The following is a 14,328-nucleotide window of genomic DNA, read 5'->3' on the forward strand; positions in this document are numbered from 1 at the left end:
TTTGAAGTCAAAAAAAAATAATGTGTTAATAGTGCTTAAAATAATAACCCGCAATCATAAAAGCACCATTGAGGATTGCGGAGGTAATGATGATTTTTTTGTAACTCCTATTTTTGTCGATAAGATTCAGACCTAGAATTCCTAAAAATAACAACGTAGTAAAAATGGCCGGATACATCTTAAAAGCACCTACGAAATCGCCTTGCAAAAGCAGCAAAAATCCTCTCTGAAAACCACAGCTTAAACACTCCACTCCAAAAAGAGTTTTGCTCAAACACGGCATCATGTATTTTTCTAAATCCAATGGTTTTTCTTTTTACAATTCTACGAAAAAATAAGAAACTTTTTCAATATTAAATGAAGCAATTTTAAATTCATTACTTTTGGAATATTATATTTTAAAAGATGAAAAAGTTTATAATTCCTATAATGATTATCGCCATTATTGTTGCTTTATATGAGCAGGTAAGTGCCGAAAAAAATGTGTATGTAATGATAATCGCCATTGTAATTTTCATGATGGGAATGATGCAATTGAGTGCCAAAACGCCAAGTAAGAATCAAGATAAAGAAGACGAAAATGTTTGACAAGGGAGATAAGGTTTCAGTGCTGGATGAAGCTATGAACGGGGTAGTGTTATCTGTTAAAGAGCAACAGGTAACGATAGAGACAGAGGATGGATTTACGATGACATTTTTTGTCAATGAATTGATTAAAGTAAAAGATTCCAGTAATTTAATGGATTCTATAAGAAGAATAAATGTAAGTGAAGTTTCAAAAGAAAAGGAGATCCCAAAACCAAGAAGTTTTGTTAAAGAAAAGAAATCAAAACATGAGATTTCAGCTCCGGAGTTTGATTTACACATTGAAAAACTAGTTCCAAATAAACACGGAATGTCTAATTATGATATTTTGACTTTGCAGACTGAAACAGCAAAACGCCACATAGAATTTGCCATTCGGAATCGTATTCCTAAGATTGTTTTTATCCACGGAGTTGGTGAAGGAATTTTAAAAGCAGAGTTGGATTTCCTTTTAGGGCGTTATGATAACATTGCTTTTCAAGAAGGCAACTATCAAAAATATGGGCAAGGAGCCACTGAAGTTTTTATTAAACAAAGTGCCATGTAGGTAGTATTGTTTACATTAAAAATAGAAAAAAAGAATCCCGATTTTAAATGAATTTTCTAATTAAAATTCATTTAAAATCGGGATCTTTTTTGCCGTAAAAGCAGCTTTTTTTAGCGTTGAATTTTGATTGAATTCAGCATTAATTCGTAGTTAATAATTCACCGTAGATGTAATTATCGCCCAAAATAAAATCGCTGTTTCCTTTCTTCATTTTTACTTTTTTAAGGACAACGGTGTGTTTGAAGCCGTTACCAAAAACAGTGGTAGTTACTTCGACTATACCGCTTGTATTAGCAACTCCAGCCACTCCAATCCATTCTTCAGTCACTACGGGTGTTGCCGGAAAAGTAGCATTACAAAAATAAGCGCCAGTTACTAAACCAGAGAATAATCGGTAGGTAAGTTTGTTTTTTGTTTCACTTATCAATCCGGTTCTTGGAGCATTTAGCGGTGTTGCTTCATTAACAATTAAAGCAGAATCAACATCAAGAATTAGTGCTTCGCTACTATTGTAATCATATAATTGCTTCGAAGCGCTGCATTGTTCAAGAGTCTTATTGAATGCGAAAGGCAGAGGCGTTGCCGCAGTCAAATAGTCTCCAAAAGCGAATGTCTCATATACTTGAGTGCCATTCCCTTTGTCAAAGGTGATGTTTTTAAAGGTGATATTATGGTTATATCCTGTAATTGTCGTTCTGTTATCTGTTTGATTTGTGGTTTTTACAGCAGTTGTATTTATCACTATTTGTCCGCCTGTAGCGGTCCATTGATCCGTGACGATGGGAGTTGCTGGCGGTATTGATTCGCAGATTGTCAAATTGCTTACTAGACCATTATAAAAACGATAAAGAACGCGATTGGAATCACTGATCGTAAATTCTTGTGAAGTGGTTTCCGTTGGGAAAGTAATTCCGGTTGCTTCAAAAATAAGTGCTTCACTGTCTTTTAGTTTATAAATAATGCTATTTGTGGGACATTTTTGTGCGATAACATCTTCGAAATTGATGTCTTCTTGAATTAAATCGCCATCATCACAACCATTTAAGAACAGGACAAAAACCAACAAGCTAAGGACTCTTTTCATTTTTATAATATTTATAACAAAAATAGAATTTTTAATTTGTTCCAATTACATTACCGTTTAAAAATAGATTATTTAACAGGGTTTTAAGTATTATATTCGAATAATTACACTGTAAATATCAAATATTAGTTGGCGGTATTGTGAGGATTGCTGTCATTCAAAGCCAATTGGATTCGTTATCTTTGCACCAATTTAATACTGTTCATGAAACTTAACAAATATTATTCGGCTGCTTTCATAGCTTTTTTTATATGGGGTTTTTTTAGTTTTGCTTTAAAACCCTTGCATAATTATCCTTCTTTGGATATTTTGTTTTATCGGGTATTTTTTAGCGTGATTACGATGGTATTAATCAATGTTGTTTTCCGCAGAAAAGTAATGCGACAAAATTGGAATCATTTCAAAAACATCTCTTTTAAACAGAAGAGAAATGTTGTTTTATTGACACTTGGCGGTGGCGTGTTTCTCTCCTCAAACTGGTTTGTTTACATATATGTGATGAATCATGTCAGTGTCAATGCGGCATCACTAGCCTATTTGATTTGTCCAATTGTAACGACTGTTTTTGCCTTTTTTATGTTGAAAGAAACGCTCAGTAAATGGCAGTGGGTCGCTGTTTCAATCAGTTTTTTTAGTTGTATATTATTATCATTCAACCATTTTCAGGATATATTCTACAGCCTTATTACCGCGGCGACATATGCGTTCTATTTAGTGAGCCAACGAAAAAATAACGATTTAGATAAATTTTTGGGGCTGACGATTCAGTTGATTTTTACAGCAGTTGTACTGCTTCCTTTTTATCCAAAATACAGTGGAGTAATTCCTATGGAGCCTTTATTTTATAGCTGTATGTTTATGATTGTGGTGTTTTTCACCATTATTCCATTGTTTTTAAATCTTTATGCGCTAAAAGGAATCAACTCTTCTGCGGTAGGAATTATGATTTACATCAACCCTATTATTAATTTTTTATTGGCCATATTTTATTACAAAGAGCAAGTAAGTTTCATTCAATTGTTCTCTTATTTTCTAATTTTGGTATCGATAGTTGTTTTTAATGAAAGAATACTCTTTTCCAGAAGATCGAAAATGATTCAAACAGAAATCGAGGGTTTAAAATAATTTTATAATTTTAAAAAATGAAAAAAGTATATCTTGATAACGCCTCCACCACTGCGATTCGCCCCGAAGTAATTCAGGAAATGACCAAAGTTTTAATGGAGGATTACGGAAATCCCTCGTCAACACATAGTTTAGGACGTACCGCAAAAAATATCTTGGAGCTATCCAGAAAAGCAATCGCCAAAAATTTGAATGCTACGGCTCAGGAAATTATTTTTACTTCTTGCGGTACGGAAGCCAACAATTGGATTCTTCGTTCTGCCGTTAAAGATTTGAAAGTAAAACGAATAATTACCAGTAAAATCGAGCATCATGCGGTTTTGTATACGGCTTTAGCATTAGAAAAAGAGTATGGTATTCAGGTAGATTATGTTGCAATAAAATCGAATGGGCAAATTGACATCACAGATTTGGTGGAATTACTTTCGCAGGAAAAGAAGACATTAGTTAGTTTGATGCATGTGAATAACGAAACAGGAACCGTTCTGGATTTGGAACGAATAAGCCGCATTTGCCAAGAGCACAGCGCATTATTTCATTCGGATACGGTGCAGTCTGTTGGAAAAATAACAATCGATTTACAGAAATTATCGGTTGATTTTATCGTAGCCAGTGCGCATAAATTTCATGGACCAAAAGGAGTTGGATTTGCTTTTGTTAGAAAAAACTCCGGGTTACAACCATTATTTTTTGGAGGTGAACAAGAAAAAGGACTTCGGGCCGGAACTGAGGCTTTGCATCAAATTGCCGGAATGGCAAAAGCATTGGAATTGTCGTACAGTAATTTAGAAAGGGAACGAAATCATATTTTTGAATTAAGAAATTATTTAATTAGCCAACTTGAACTTGAATTTCCAGCTTTTGAAATCAATGGAAATGTTGATGGATTTTATACGGTTTTGAATGTTTTATTGCCTTTTTCAGCGGATAAAACAGCAATGATTTTATTTCATTTGGATATGAAAGGGATTGCAGTTTCCCGCGGAAGTGCTTGCCAATCCGGAAGTATCAAACCTTCGCATGTTTTAGCCGAAATGCTTTCGAATGAAGATTTAAAGAAACCTAGTTTACGAATTTCTTTTAGTCATTTCAATACAAAAGAAGATATTGATGCACTTATTGTTGCACTAAAAACCATATAAAAGTTCTGCGGTACAGCAAATCTTTAGTGGTATTTAGGTTCTCATTCGCTTCGTTTTGGGTATTAATTAATTTTTAGATAACTGTTCAGGCGTATTTTTCCATAATTAAGCGCGCTTTAAAAAAGCATAAGGTCGATTCTGCTCCTTGATTAATATTGATGTGTTTGTCTTCTAATCCATCGTAAGAAGCGCCGTTTGCCGGATTGTACATGATTTGTTTCAAATGATTATTTCCTAAAAACCAGATAAAAGCGAGTTTTAATTGGTCTTTATATTTATTATTTTGCGTAATTTCATAAAATAAATCCAATGCAATTATGGTAGTTGCCACTTCAATTGGCTGTTCGCCATAGAATATTCTTTCGTTTTGTTTTTTAAACCAACCTCTGTTCGAAATTACTTTCAGTTGTCCTTTCATGAAATAATGAGAAAGCAAAAAGTCGAATGTGATGAGTGCAATTTTTTTATATTTTGGATTTTTGGTGATTAAATAACTATACATCATGGCTTCGGGCAGCACATTATTAGCGTAGGTCATGTAATCTTCATACCAGCACCAATTCTCAGCTGAATTAATTTTATAATGATGTAAAAGTTTATCGGCAAGTGTCGTAATGTGATTTTTGATTTCGCTGTCTTTGTACGTTTCATGATAGAGGTAAAGTCCCTTTAAAGCATAGGCTATGGCTCTGGGAGATTTAAAATTATCAATCTTTTTTATCGCTTTGTCCCAGCATTTTACCGCTCGACAGATCATGTCCAGCGGTAAGTTTTGTCTGTTAGAAATCACAGTTCCCAGACTCCATAACGCTCTTCCATTGGCATCTTCCAGATTTACTTCTCCGTTTTGCTTTGTTAGCTGATTGTTAAAGTCTTTGTAATTGTAAAACCAGCCGTCATGTTGTTGTATACCTTCAATAAAGTTCAAATAAATATTTGCTAATTTTAAATTCTCATTATTGGGGTAAGCTTTGTTATACATCACCATATTGATTAATGCTCTGGCATTATCGTCTAATGTATAGCCTGATTTAGGATCAGGCTGGCTGAATTTTGAAAACTGAAGAATTCCAAAATTGGTAGTCATTTTTTTTATGTGGTCTAATTTTATAGTTGGAAAATTGAATTTCAAATCATCTTCTCTGTTTGTTAATTGGTCAAACAAAAGGCGGTATTGTATCGCAATATTCTCCCAATTTGTTGCACGAGCCATAGAAAAAGCATTTTTTCCCAATGCTATTCGTTGCTCTTTATTTTCAATAAGATAGCGTATTGCTTTTTCAAATTCTTTTGGATTATCGAAATTTTTTAACAGGATTCCATTACCATTGCCTAGCGATTCGACAGCATGTGGTATTGGAGTGGAAATCACAGCGCAACCACTACTCATAGCATACGCAAAGGTTCCACTTACCGCTTGATTTGGGTCTTTTGAGCAAAATAAATAAATTTCGGATAAAGTTAAAAATTCCAATAACTGTTCTAATTGAAGATATTCATTAATGAAAATCACATTGTTTTCCAGATCGAGTTCCTTTACAATAGAAGTAAGTAAATTTCGATATTTTTCTCCTTCTGTTTTTAAAACTTCAGGATGTGTTTTTCCTATAATTAAATAAATAACTTCAGGATGTTGAGTCACAATTTCCGGTAATGCATGCAATACGGTTTCAATTCCTTTATTTTCACTAATTAATCCAAAGGTTGATAAAACCACTTTGTCTTTAAAACTATATTTTTTTTTCAGCACCTTTTTTTGTTCCCAAAGCACGGTATGATTGCCGTGAGGAATAACTACCGTTTTAGAATGCGGACAGTTGTAATAATCGCTCAAAATTTCCTTTGATTTTTTGGTAAGAACAACGACTTTATCGGATAAATCAGTTAAGGCATAAACCACTTTTTTTCTTTTTTCATCCGGATTAGGTAGTACAGTATGGAAAACGGTTACAATAGGTTTGTTAAGCGCTAATATGAAGGAAAGAATATGATCACCATATTCCCCTCTAAAAAGACCAAATTCATGTTGAATGCATACAAGTCCAATATCGTTACGTTCATTTATTTTTTCAGCAACAAGCCTGTAATGTACTAAAGAATCTACGGGCAAGATATAGGTAACTTCTTCTGTGTACTGGAATTCCTGATCCCTATTTTGCAAAGCGCACACTTCCACGGGAAGGGTATCTCCAAAAACAACATACAAGGCATTGACAATATCATTGGTAAAAGTTGCTATTCCACATTCTCTTGGAGGATACGAGCTTACAATTAGCATTTTTATTCCTTTCTCGATTTTCATAGCGTTATTTTTCAGGGTTGTTTTCTCAGTTCGAGAAGTAATTCGTTCAGGTCTACTTTTGCAACAGCAATATTTTTGTCGGCCACGCCGTAATAAATGTATAAGTCGTTTCCAAATAACGCATGTCCCGTTGGAAAAACAACATCGCTTACTTCGCCTTCTATTTCCCATTGTTTTGTAGGTGAAAACAACGGAAATGGTAATCTCGCAATTTCAATTTTCGGATTGTCCAATTGTAATAAAGCGGCTTTGGTATGATATATCTTTCCCTTGACAGTTTCTTGTACACCATGATAAATAAGTAACCAACCATATTCTGTTTCAATGGGCGGACCGCCTGCGCCAATGTAATTCACTTCAAATGCATCCTTTGGATCCAGTACAATGTGATCCACGAGATTTATAAGATATTCTTTCCAAAAAGACTCGGTTAAATCCTTGAAATCCTCAAATTCTACAATTTGAATTCCGGGCCAAATTCGATGCAATAACATAAATTTCCCATTTATTTTCCGTGGAAACAACACCACGTCTTTATCCCTGAGCAATCTAAATTCATCTGCAACCAATCCTATTTGAGCAAAAAGATTGTAATACTTATGGTATTTTGGGTTGAGTTTATTACGGTCACAACAGTTTACAAAATTTTCATATTCTTGGTAATTGACATGTGGCGTTATGATACCGTGTTTTTCAAAATGAATTAAATCTTTAGAAGTGGCAAGTGCTCCCATTGCATTGACACCATCATAGGCGGTATAAGTAATATAATAGGTATCTTCAATTTTGACAACACGGGCATCTTCCACACCGTGTTTTTCATATTCAAAATCACGCGTAATTAGGGGTTTTTCGTGGCGTTCAATTACCTTTACAGGACCATCCATCTTGGCATAACCTATGGTTGAATAATTTCCGTGTTCCACTGCTCGGTATAAAATATGAATTGTATTTCCTTCCTGATAAATCCCAGGATTAAGCACGCCATTATTTTCAAATTGGTGCTCGGTGGGACTTAGAATTATTCCTAATTTTTCTATTGTAACCATGTTGCAATCGTCTTTTATGTAAATCTAAATTCAAAGTAATATCCAAAGTTATTTTTGTTGCTCTTCCTTTTTTTGTTCTTTCAATTTGGCTTTTTCCTGTTTTCTAAAATAGCCACGAAATAAAAAATTGTGTTTCAAGGCTTCTAAATTTTCATTTAAACGGAAACTCGCATCATTAATATTAGTCATAGTGGAATCTATTTTATGAACTAATTTCGGGTCATTTGCAAGGTAATTTATCGCTCCTTTTCCATCTTTTATATTCATAATTGTAGTATCTACTTTGCTTATTATTTTATCTATTTCAATGCCTGTTTGCTTCAAATTGCGTACTATTGCTTTAAGATTATTGGCAACAGCTGTATCTTTCAAAACACCGATTACATTGTCTTTGTTTTCTAAAGAAGAGATAAGTCGGTTTAGTTTTATCATCGATTCCGAACTTCCTTTTCCTGTAATTTTCAGATAGAGCATTGTTAATTTGAGATCTTTAGCTAACATTGAATCTTTAATCAATAAACCCACAGTGCCCGTTCCCTGATTGATTTCTTTTGTGATTTTAAGTAAATCTGCCGTCAAAAGTGCTGCATTTTTATTGGTTTTACCAAGTGTATTCAGCATATCATCAGTGCGAATGCGGTTTAATGTTCGAATCTCATCTCCTGGTATTATTGAGGCGGCTATTTCTTTACCGGGAATAATATTGATAATCATATTGCCTACCAAACCATCAGAACCTATTGTGGCAATTGCATTTTTCCTGATGTGTGGAAAAATGGTTTTGTCAATCAGCATATCGACTCTGATCGCCGTATCGTTAATCATTGCTATACCGCGAACCGTTCCCACATTTATTCCGGAATAGCGTACGTTGTTTCCTAATTGTAAGCCACTGACATTATTGAAAACCGCAGATAATTTATTGGTTTTACCAAACATTTGTTGCTTATCGCCAATAAAATATACGGCGAGTATAAACAGCAATAACCCGATTATTACAAAAAGTCCAAGACGCAATTTTTGTGATGTCGTTTTTTCCATTTTATTCTTATTTAAAGAAAGCTTGAACTTTTTGATCTTTCGAGAGGGATAATTCATCAAAAGTGCCTTCGGAATAATTGATGCCATCGACCAATAAAATCATTCGGTTCGAAATTACTCTGGCGCAATCCACATCATGGGTAATGATAATTGCCGAAGTATTGTATTTTTGTTGGATAGACATCATCAACAGCAAAATTTCTTTTGCAGTAATGGGATCTAATCCCGTCGTAGGTTCATCATACAAAATTATTTTGGGTTGCAGAATCAATGTTCTGGCCAAAGCAATTCGACGTTTCATTCCACCCGATAACTCTTCAGGCATTAAATTAATCGTGTGAGCTAATCCCACGTTTTCCAAAGCTTCCATCACTAATTGTGTGGTGTCTTTGATAACTCCAAACTTTTTTTTGTGCCTTCGCAACGGGAATTCCAGATTTTCCCTGACCGTCATCGAATCATAGAGCGCGCTTCCCTGAAAAAGAAATCCAACCTCAGTCCGTAAATCGTCCAGTTCCTCGCGGTCGAGTTGCGTTATGTCTTTTCCCATCACAATGATAGAGCCGCTATCGGGCTGTTCCAGCCCAATTAAACATTTAATCATCACTGATTTTCCGGAACCTGATTTCCCCATAATCACCAGATTTTCGCCTTCATTCAGCACCATATTAAAACCATCCAAAACATGATTGTCACCATAGCTTTTTCGCAAGTCTTTGATTTCTATAATTCGGTTAAGATTTGGTGTCGGGGTGGTCATAATCATCATATATCATAAAATATACCGGTAACAAAAACAGCAATAAAGTCGATAATAAACAGCAACATCGACGTAAAAACTACTGCCGAATTAGCTGCTAAACCCACACCGGCCGTTCCTTTCTTGCAATAATATCCTTTGAAACAGCCAACTATTCCGATCGCAAAACCAAAAAAGAACGTTTTGATGGTTGCAGGAATTAAATCACCAAATTCTAGTGCATTAAAAACTTGGTTATAATACAATAAAAAGGAAACTCTTCCTTTGATATTTTCCACAAGAAAAGAACCGAAAATTGCGATAGCATCTCCAAAAAAAACTAAAACGGGCAACATAAAAGTCGTAGCAAGTACACGAGTCACCACTAAATATTTGAACGGATTAGTACCGGAAACTTCCATGGCGTCAATTTGTTCTGTAACCCGCATCGAACCTAATTCAGCGCCAATACCTGATCCGATGCGTCCTGCACAAATCAGAGCCGTTATGATAGGACCGATTTCTCGGATCAGTGAAATGCTAACCATAGATGGAATCCAGGAAACGGCGCCAAATTCCTGCAGTGTGGGACGCGATTGTAGCGTGAACACCAAACCAATAATAAATCCCGTAACGGCAACAAGAAGCAGGGAACGATTTCCCATATTAAAACACTGCCGTAAAAACTCTTTAAACTCCGTAGGACGTTTAAAAGTTTCTTGAAAAAAACGGGCTGAAAAATAGGAGAGTTCGCCAATTTCGAGTAAAACAGCTTTGAATAATTCAGTTATTTTAGAAATAGTATTCATAAGCAAATGAATTAGTTTTCAACAGAACTTAGCCACTCAAATATATAGTTATTTATCTGATTATCATATTTATTAAGGATGTTGTTTGCCTATAATATTGAGGGTTTTGTCGGGAAAATGACGATTTTAAAAAAGAGAGACATTTTTGCAATCGTTATTTTTATCCGGGCGAATAATTTCAATTTTAAAATTACAAATACAGATGTGATTTTTGATATAATGAAGGTCAAAAAAGCCATGATTTAATCGGATAATACTATTATTTACTGATGTCCGGTAAAACAATTTAGATGATTATGAATCGAAAATATTTATCAGTTATTGACTCTTATTTATCATAATTGGAGAAATCCGTTTAATTTGTAATGATCTGTGGCTAAATTACAAGTAACAAATCAATCGTATTTTCATTTTTTATATTGCTGCTTGCCTATATCTTTTGTGTTTTAAATCCATTTTTCTAATTACCCTGCACCTAAAATAATGCTTGATACTGCTAAAGTCAGCAGTAATTCATTAAAAGTGAGTGGTTGCGTCTTAAAAATTTCATTAAAAAAAGGCATGTAAATAATCACTAACTGCAATGTAACAGTAAGTAGCAATTCGTCAACCAATAGTTTGTCAGAGAAAAAAATAATTTTAAAATAGAATCCCGTCCGGAACCAATTATCATTATACGGCCCAAGTAAATAAAATAAAGCATTGTAAAAGCCATAGTTTGCTAGTGCATTTTTGCAAAATAAATAGCACAAGCCTTCCCGTCTTATCTGCACAAATTTAAGTAACGGAACCCAGTGTTTCCAAGGCTGGTAATTTGCGAATAAGTGCGTTGTTTTTCGCTATTTTCTTATCACCAAAAGCCAATTCAATAGTTACTAATGCTGGTAATGTTTCCGGAATTGCGGCAACATTAAGGGAAATAGAAGTTATCAACATTATTATTATTATTACAGATGCTCCCCGCAACCACCAGATTACGAATATGATTGTGCAAATAATGAGTATTACGATAAACAATCGTTTGCCAAAAGTGGCGAATCTATTTTATAATGGCGTTGTGGTTTCATCCGTTTGGATCATTTTGGCAATATGGCCAGTTTCGTTTGAATTCCAGTTGCCAATACAGATCCTAGCGCTCAGTCATTAATAACCAAAATGCAGTTGTAACCCATATTCTTTTGGTCTTCAATAACGTAATTTACCTCTGGAAGTTCCTCGGTACTTTTTTTACATTATTGGACTCGCCGATAAGTGTTATTTCGTAAAATTTTGTTTGATGTGTTTTAAAAAACCGAATTTCAGCTGGAATAACATTGGCGGCCTCCAGAACCACAACATCTCCGGGAAGCAAATTTGAAGTTGGAATGTCGATCTTTTTTCCTTCACGTAAAATTCGAGCTTGACTTCCCGCCATATTTTTTAGTGCCTTCATTGCTTTTTCGGCTCGATATTTCTGAATAAATCCTGCAGTATCATTACTGATAATAATGGCAAGAATTATTTTCGTATCCGTAACATCACCGTACCCGCTATAATTGCCGCTGCAATCAGAATCAGAATTATGAAATCAAATACTTGAGAAAGAATCATCTGTAAAACAGTCTTCTCTTTTGTATCTTCTCTTTGGTTTTCCCCATGTTTGTAAAAGTGGTTTGATACCATTACTTCATCTAGCCCGCTTGGAGTTGTAATCAACAACTTCGTCATTTCTGATCGTCGGAGTATATGCTAGTTTATAGCTTTTATTTATTTTTTATGATACAAGAATCCCATCATGACTGCATAAGCTGCAGCAATTAATTTAATATCAATGGCAATTTTTTACTTTTTTTCTTCTGTAAAAACAATTTCGATAATGCCATTGCCGTAATGATAATGGTGTCAAGAACGGGTACAATATGATTGGGATTTGTAAATTGAAAAGTATGACCTTTTGTGTTTAACATATTGTCAAGAGCCAGAATTGCAATATTATAAAAGTACTTCTAAAAATAGTTTCAATTACGGGATCGATAGTTCTAATCCGGATTGCGGCTTTGGACACTACCATTTCGGAAAGTAAAGTGGAAGATGCAATGAGTAAAGTACCACAAAAACTCTGTCCCAAATAGCTTGGTTCCGCAAGACGTTTTCCAAAATAAGGCAATAGCATGGCAACTGCCATTAAAACAATAGCATTCGTTGAATTAGGAACAACTACCTGTTGTAAGATGAGCGAATAGGTATTTTTCTTCACGTCCCGATGATTATTTTCTTTCTTATCATAAAGAAAAATAACCCCAATCGTTACAAGGTAAAATTATAAAAATAGTAGACTGAATTCTCCAATCCATAGCTTGGTTCCAAAGAAATCAGGCACTAAAATAGCGAAAGCCACCATGCGTAAAGGATGGCTCCAAAAGATGTGACAATGATAGCACCGGTTTGCGCAACAGAAGTCAGTTTTTTTTTGATCGTAAAACAAATCCATCGTGGAGAAAATAAGGATATTGAAAGCGCAACTTTCCAAGATATTAGTAATAGCAAGATCCGCAGCATTCAGAAAAACTACAGAACTAATCTGATTGATCAATTTAGGCATGGTGGTAACTGTCGCCAACAAAATAATAACCCTTCACATTTTTCCACAACCCATCATAACGACCATCATATTAACGTATTTAGAAAGTTGCAAACCCGTTGTTACACTTACTGTTGCTGCAAGCAGAAACCCGATACAATTTAGATATAAAGCATTCGTATAGCTGTAATTATTTTCTTCGCGTCTTTAGTTTCGTTGTATGATTGTTTTGGTCAACAATAATACAAGGGTTTAAATAAATTAATTTATTAAAGTAGAGGCTGCTTTTAGAGACAACTTTACTTTCGTTTCGGGTGTAAAGCAGAATTATTTAATTGGGATAGTCAGCAACGGAATGGGAACATGATAAACCGTTTTTTTAGTTACACTTCTGTGAAAAATACGATTCCAAATTCCTTTTCTTTTCAAAGGATTCATCACAATCATGTCGGTTTTATCAATCAGCGTTTCCTCTAAAATGGTTTTTGAAATGTCTTTTCCAACAGTATGATGATAAGTAAATTCAAAATCTTTAAAGTGATTTTGGATTGTTTTTTTATACCTATCATAATCTTCATCTGCAGTAAATAACGTTATTCCCCAATCAACATGTAAAATGTTAATTTCAGCATTGAAAGTCCGGTTAAATTCCAATAACGATTGAAGCATCTTCCTATCTTTTTTGGAATAATTGGTTGCATATGTAATTTTTTCGGGCACTTTAAATTTATACTTATTTGGGATGGCTAATACCGGACAAGGAGCGTTGATGATTACTTCGGCGGTAAAACTTCCTATGAGTTTTTCTTTCAAACCACTAGCACCTTTGGTCCCCATTACAATTAAATCGGCTTTGCTTTTTTTGCAAAAATCAATAATCTTTATACCTTCCGGACCCTGATCGACATGAATTGAAATAGAAAGATTAGGATTTTTTTTTACAATAGAATTACTCATGGCAGTAAGCCTGTTTGTTACTTTTTTATGGGCTTCCATATTTTCTTTTTCGTTTAGAGCAAGAAGGTAAAAACCGCTTTCATACGGAATGAAACTGTGATACAAAATGAGTGAAGCGTCCCAAAGTACCGCTAATTTTACAGCATAATGAATAGCGGAATCTGCCGGAATCGAGAAATCTGTTGGCACAAGTATTGTTTTCATAGCTGTAAAAATTATTTTTAGCGGTCGTTTATAATAGCTACTTTTTATTTATTGGTTGTTGCTTGCTTAAATAGATGGACATGACTATTATATAATTTTATTTTATATGAACGGCATTAGAATTTTTCTATTTTTAAAATAGTAAAATACAAATTTAGTCAGGTTAGATTCAATAGGGACATAT

17 protein-coding genes are annotated in these 14,328 nt (G+C 34.4%); 4 read left to right on the top strand and 13 right to left on the bottom strand.

Features of this window, described 5'->3' with window-relative positions; all coding sequences use genetic code 11:
- Nucleotides 1-25 precede the first annotated feature (25 nt).
- A complete protein-coding gene (locus ACP7AT_RS12465; RefSeq protein WP_426064646.1) occupies nucleotides 26-304 on the bottom strand; it encodes a DUF2752 domain-containing protein in 279 nt (92 codons plus the stop codon).
- Between the two features lie 101 nt (nucleotides 305-405).
- On the opposite strand from ACP7AT_RS12465, the gene ACP7AT_RS12470 reads away from it, so the two are divergent.
- Nucleotides 406-588 (top strand): hypothetical protein, encoded by a 183-nt coding sequence (locus ACP7AT_RS12470; RefSeq protein ID WP_426064647.1) that lies wholly within the window; start codon nucleotides 406-408, stop codon nucleotides 586-588.
- Nucleotides 581-1,132 carry a Smr/MutS family protein gene (locus ACP7AT_RS12475; RefSeq protein ID WP_426064648.1) on the top strand — a complete coding sequence of 184 codons (552 nt, stop codon included), beginning with the start codon at nucleotides 581-583 and terminating at the stop codon, nucleotides 1,130-1,132. The genes ACP7AT_RS12470 and ACP7AT_RS12475 overlap by 8 nt, the downstream gene beginning before the upstream one ends.
- A 139-nt stretch (nucleotides 1,133-1,271) precedes the next feature.
- Here ACP7AT_RS12475 and ACP7AT_RS12480 read toward each other — a convergent pair whose 3' ends face one another.
- Entirely contained in the window at nucleotides 1,272-2,216 is a 945-nt protein-coding gene (locus ACP7AT_RS12480) for a hypothetical protein (protein ID WP_426064649.1), read from the bottom strand.
- 204 nt (nucleotides 2,217-2,420) lie between these two features.
- On the opposite strand from ACP7AT_RS12480, the gene ACP7AT_RS12485 reads away from it, so the two are divergent.
- Nucleotides 2,421-3,341, top strand: a complete 921-nt coding sequence (locus tag ACP7AT_RS12485; RefSeq protein WP_426064650.1) for an EamA family transporter — start codon at nucleotides 2,421-2,423, stop codon at nucleotides 3,339-3,341.
- Between the two features lie 17 nt (nucleotides 3,342-3,358).
- Nucleotides 3,359-4,483, top strand: a complete 1,125-nt coding sequence (locus ACP7AT_RS12490) for a cysteine desulfurase family protein (RefSeq protein WP_426064651.1) — start codon at nucleotides 3,359-3,361, stop codon at nucleotides 4,481-4,483.
- Nucleotides 4,484-4,568: 85 nt separating this feature from the next.
- Here ACP7AT_RS12490 and ACP7AT_RS12495 read toward each other — a convergent pair whose 3' ends face one another.
- The 11 genes from ACP7AT_RS12495 to ACP7AT_RS12545 all read right to left on the bottom strand — a co-directional run bounded on the left by ACP7AT_RS12495 (nucleotide 4,569) and on the right by ACP7AT_RS12545 (nucleotide 14,144).
- Entirely contained in the window at nucleotides 4,569-6,785 is a 2,217-nt protein-coding gene (locus tag ACP7AT_RS12495; RefSeq protein ID WP_426064652.1) for a glycosyltransferase, read from the bottom strand.
- A gap of 11 nt (nucleotides 6,786-6,796) precedes the next feature.
- Nucleotides 6,797-7,834: a pesticidal protein Cry7Aa gene (locus tag ACP7AT_RS12500; RefSeq protein ID WP_426064653.1), complete on the bottom strand. Its 1,038-nt coding sequence runs from the start codon at nucleotides 7,832-7,834 to the stop codon at nucleotides 6,797-6,799.
- Nucleotides 7,835-7,882: 48 nt separating this feature from the next.
- Nucleotides 7,883-8,875 (bottom strand): MlaD family protein, encoded by a 993-nt coding sequence (locus ACP7AT_RS12505; RefSeq protein ID WP_426064655.1) that lies wholly within the window; start codon nucleotides 8,873-8,875, stop codon nucleotides 7,883-7,885.
- A gap of 7 nt (nucleotides 8,876-8,882) precedes the next feature.
- Complete coding sequence (locus tag ACP7AT_RS12510; RefSeq protein ID WP_426064656.1) at nucleotides 8,883-9,635, bottom strand: ABC transporter ATP-binding protein; 753 nt, start codon at nucleotides 9,633-9,635, stop codon at nucleotides 8,883-8,885.
- Between the two features lie 5 nt (nucleotides 9,636-9,640).
- Nucleotides 9,641-10,423 carry an MlaE family ABC transporter permease gene (locus tag ACP7AT_RS12515; RefSeq protein ID WP_426064657.1) on the bottom strand — a complete coding sequence of 261 codons (783 nt, stop codon included), beginning with the start codon at nucleotides 10,421-10,423 and terminating at the stop codon, nucleotides 9,641-9,643.
- A 464-nt stretch (nucleotides 10,424-10,887) separates the two neighbouring features.
- Nucleotides 10,888-11,196 (bottom strand): cation transporting ATPase C-terminal domain-containing protein, encoded by a 309-nt coding sequence (locus tag ACP7AT_RS12520; RefSeq protein WP_426064658.1) that lies wholly within the window; start codon nucleotides 11,194-11,196, stop codon nucleotides 10,888-10,890.
- 4 nt (nucleotides 11,197-11,200) lie between these two features.
- Nucleotides 11,201-11,440, bottom strand: a complete 240-nt coding sequence (locus ACP7AT_RS12525) for a hypothetical protein (protein WP_426064659.1) — start codon at nucleotides 11,438-11,440, stop codon at nucleotides 11,201-11,203.
- Between the two features lie 181 nt (nucleotides 11,441-11,621).
- On the bottom strand, nucleotides 11,622-11,855 hold the full coding sequence (locus ACP7AT_RS12530) for a hypothetical protein (protein WP_426064660.1): 234 nt from the start codon (nucleotides 11,853-11,855) through the stop codon (nucleotides 11,622-11,624).
- 65 nt (nucleotides 11,856-11,920) lie between these two features.
- The gene (locus ACP7AT_RS12535) at nucleotides 11,921-12,130 is read right to left on the bottom strand and encodes a cation-transporting P-type ATPase (RefSeq protein ID WP_426064661.1); all 210 of its coding nucleotides are present in this window, start codon (nucleotides 12,128-12,130) and stop codon (nucleotides 11,921-11,923) included.
- A 232-nt stretch (nucleotides 12,131-12,362) separates the two neighbouring features.
- Entirely contained in the window at nucleotides 12,363-12,659 is a 297-nt protein-coding gene (locus tag ACP7AT_RS12540; RefSeq protein ID WP_426064662.1) for a hypothetical protein, read from the bottom strand.
- Nucleotides 12,660-13,310: 651 nt separating this feature from the next.
- Nucleotides 13,311-14,144: a universal stress protein gene (locus ACP7AT_RS12545; RefSeq protein ID WP_426064663.1), complete on the bottom strand. Its 834-nt coding sequence runs from the start codon at nucleotides 14,142-14,144 to the stop codon at nucleotides 13,311-13,313.
- Nucleotides 14,145-14,328: the final 184 nt, after the last annotated feature.

It is taken from the genome of Flavobacterium sp. DSP2-3-1, from assembly GCF_049896865.1.
GTDB lineage: Bacteria > Bacteroidota > Bacteroidia > Flavobacteriales > Flavobacteriaceae > Flavobacterium.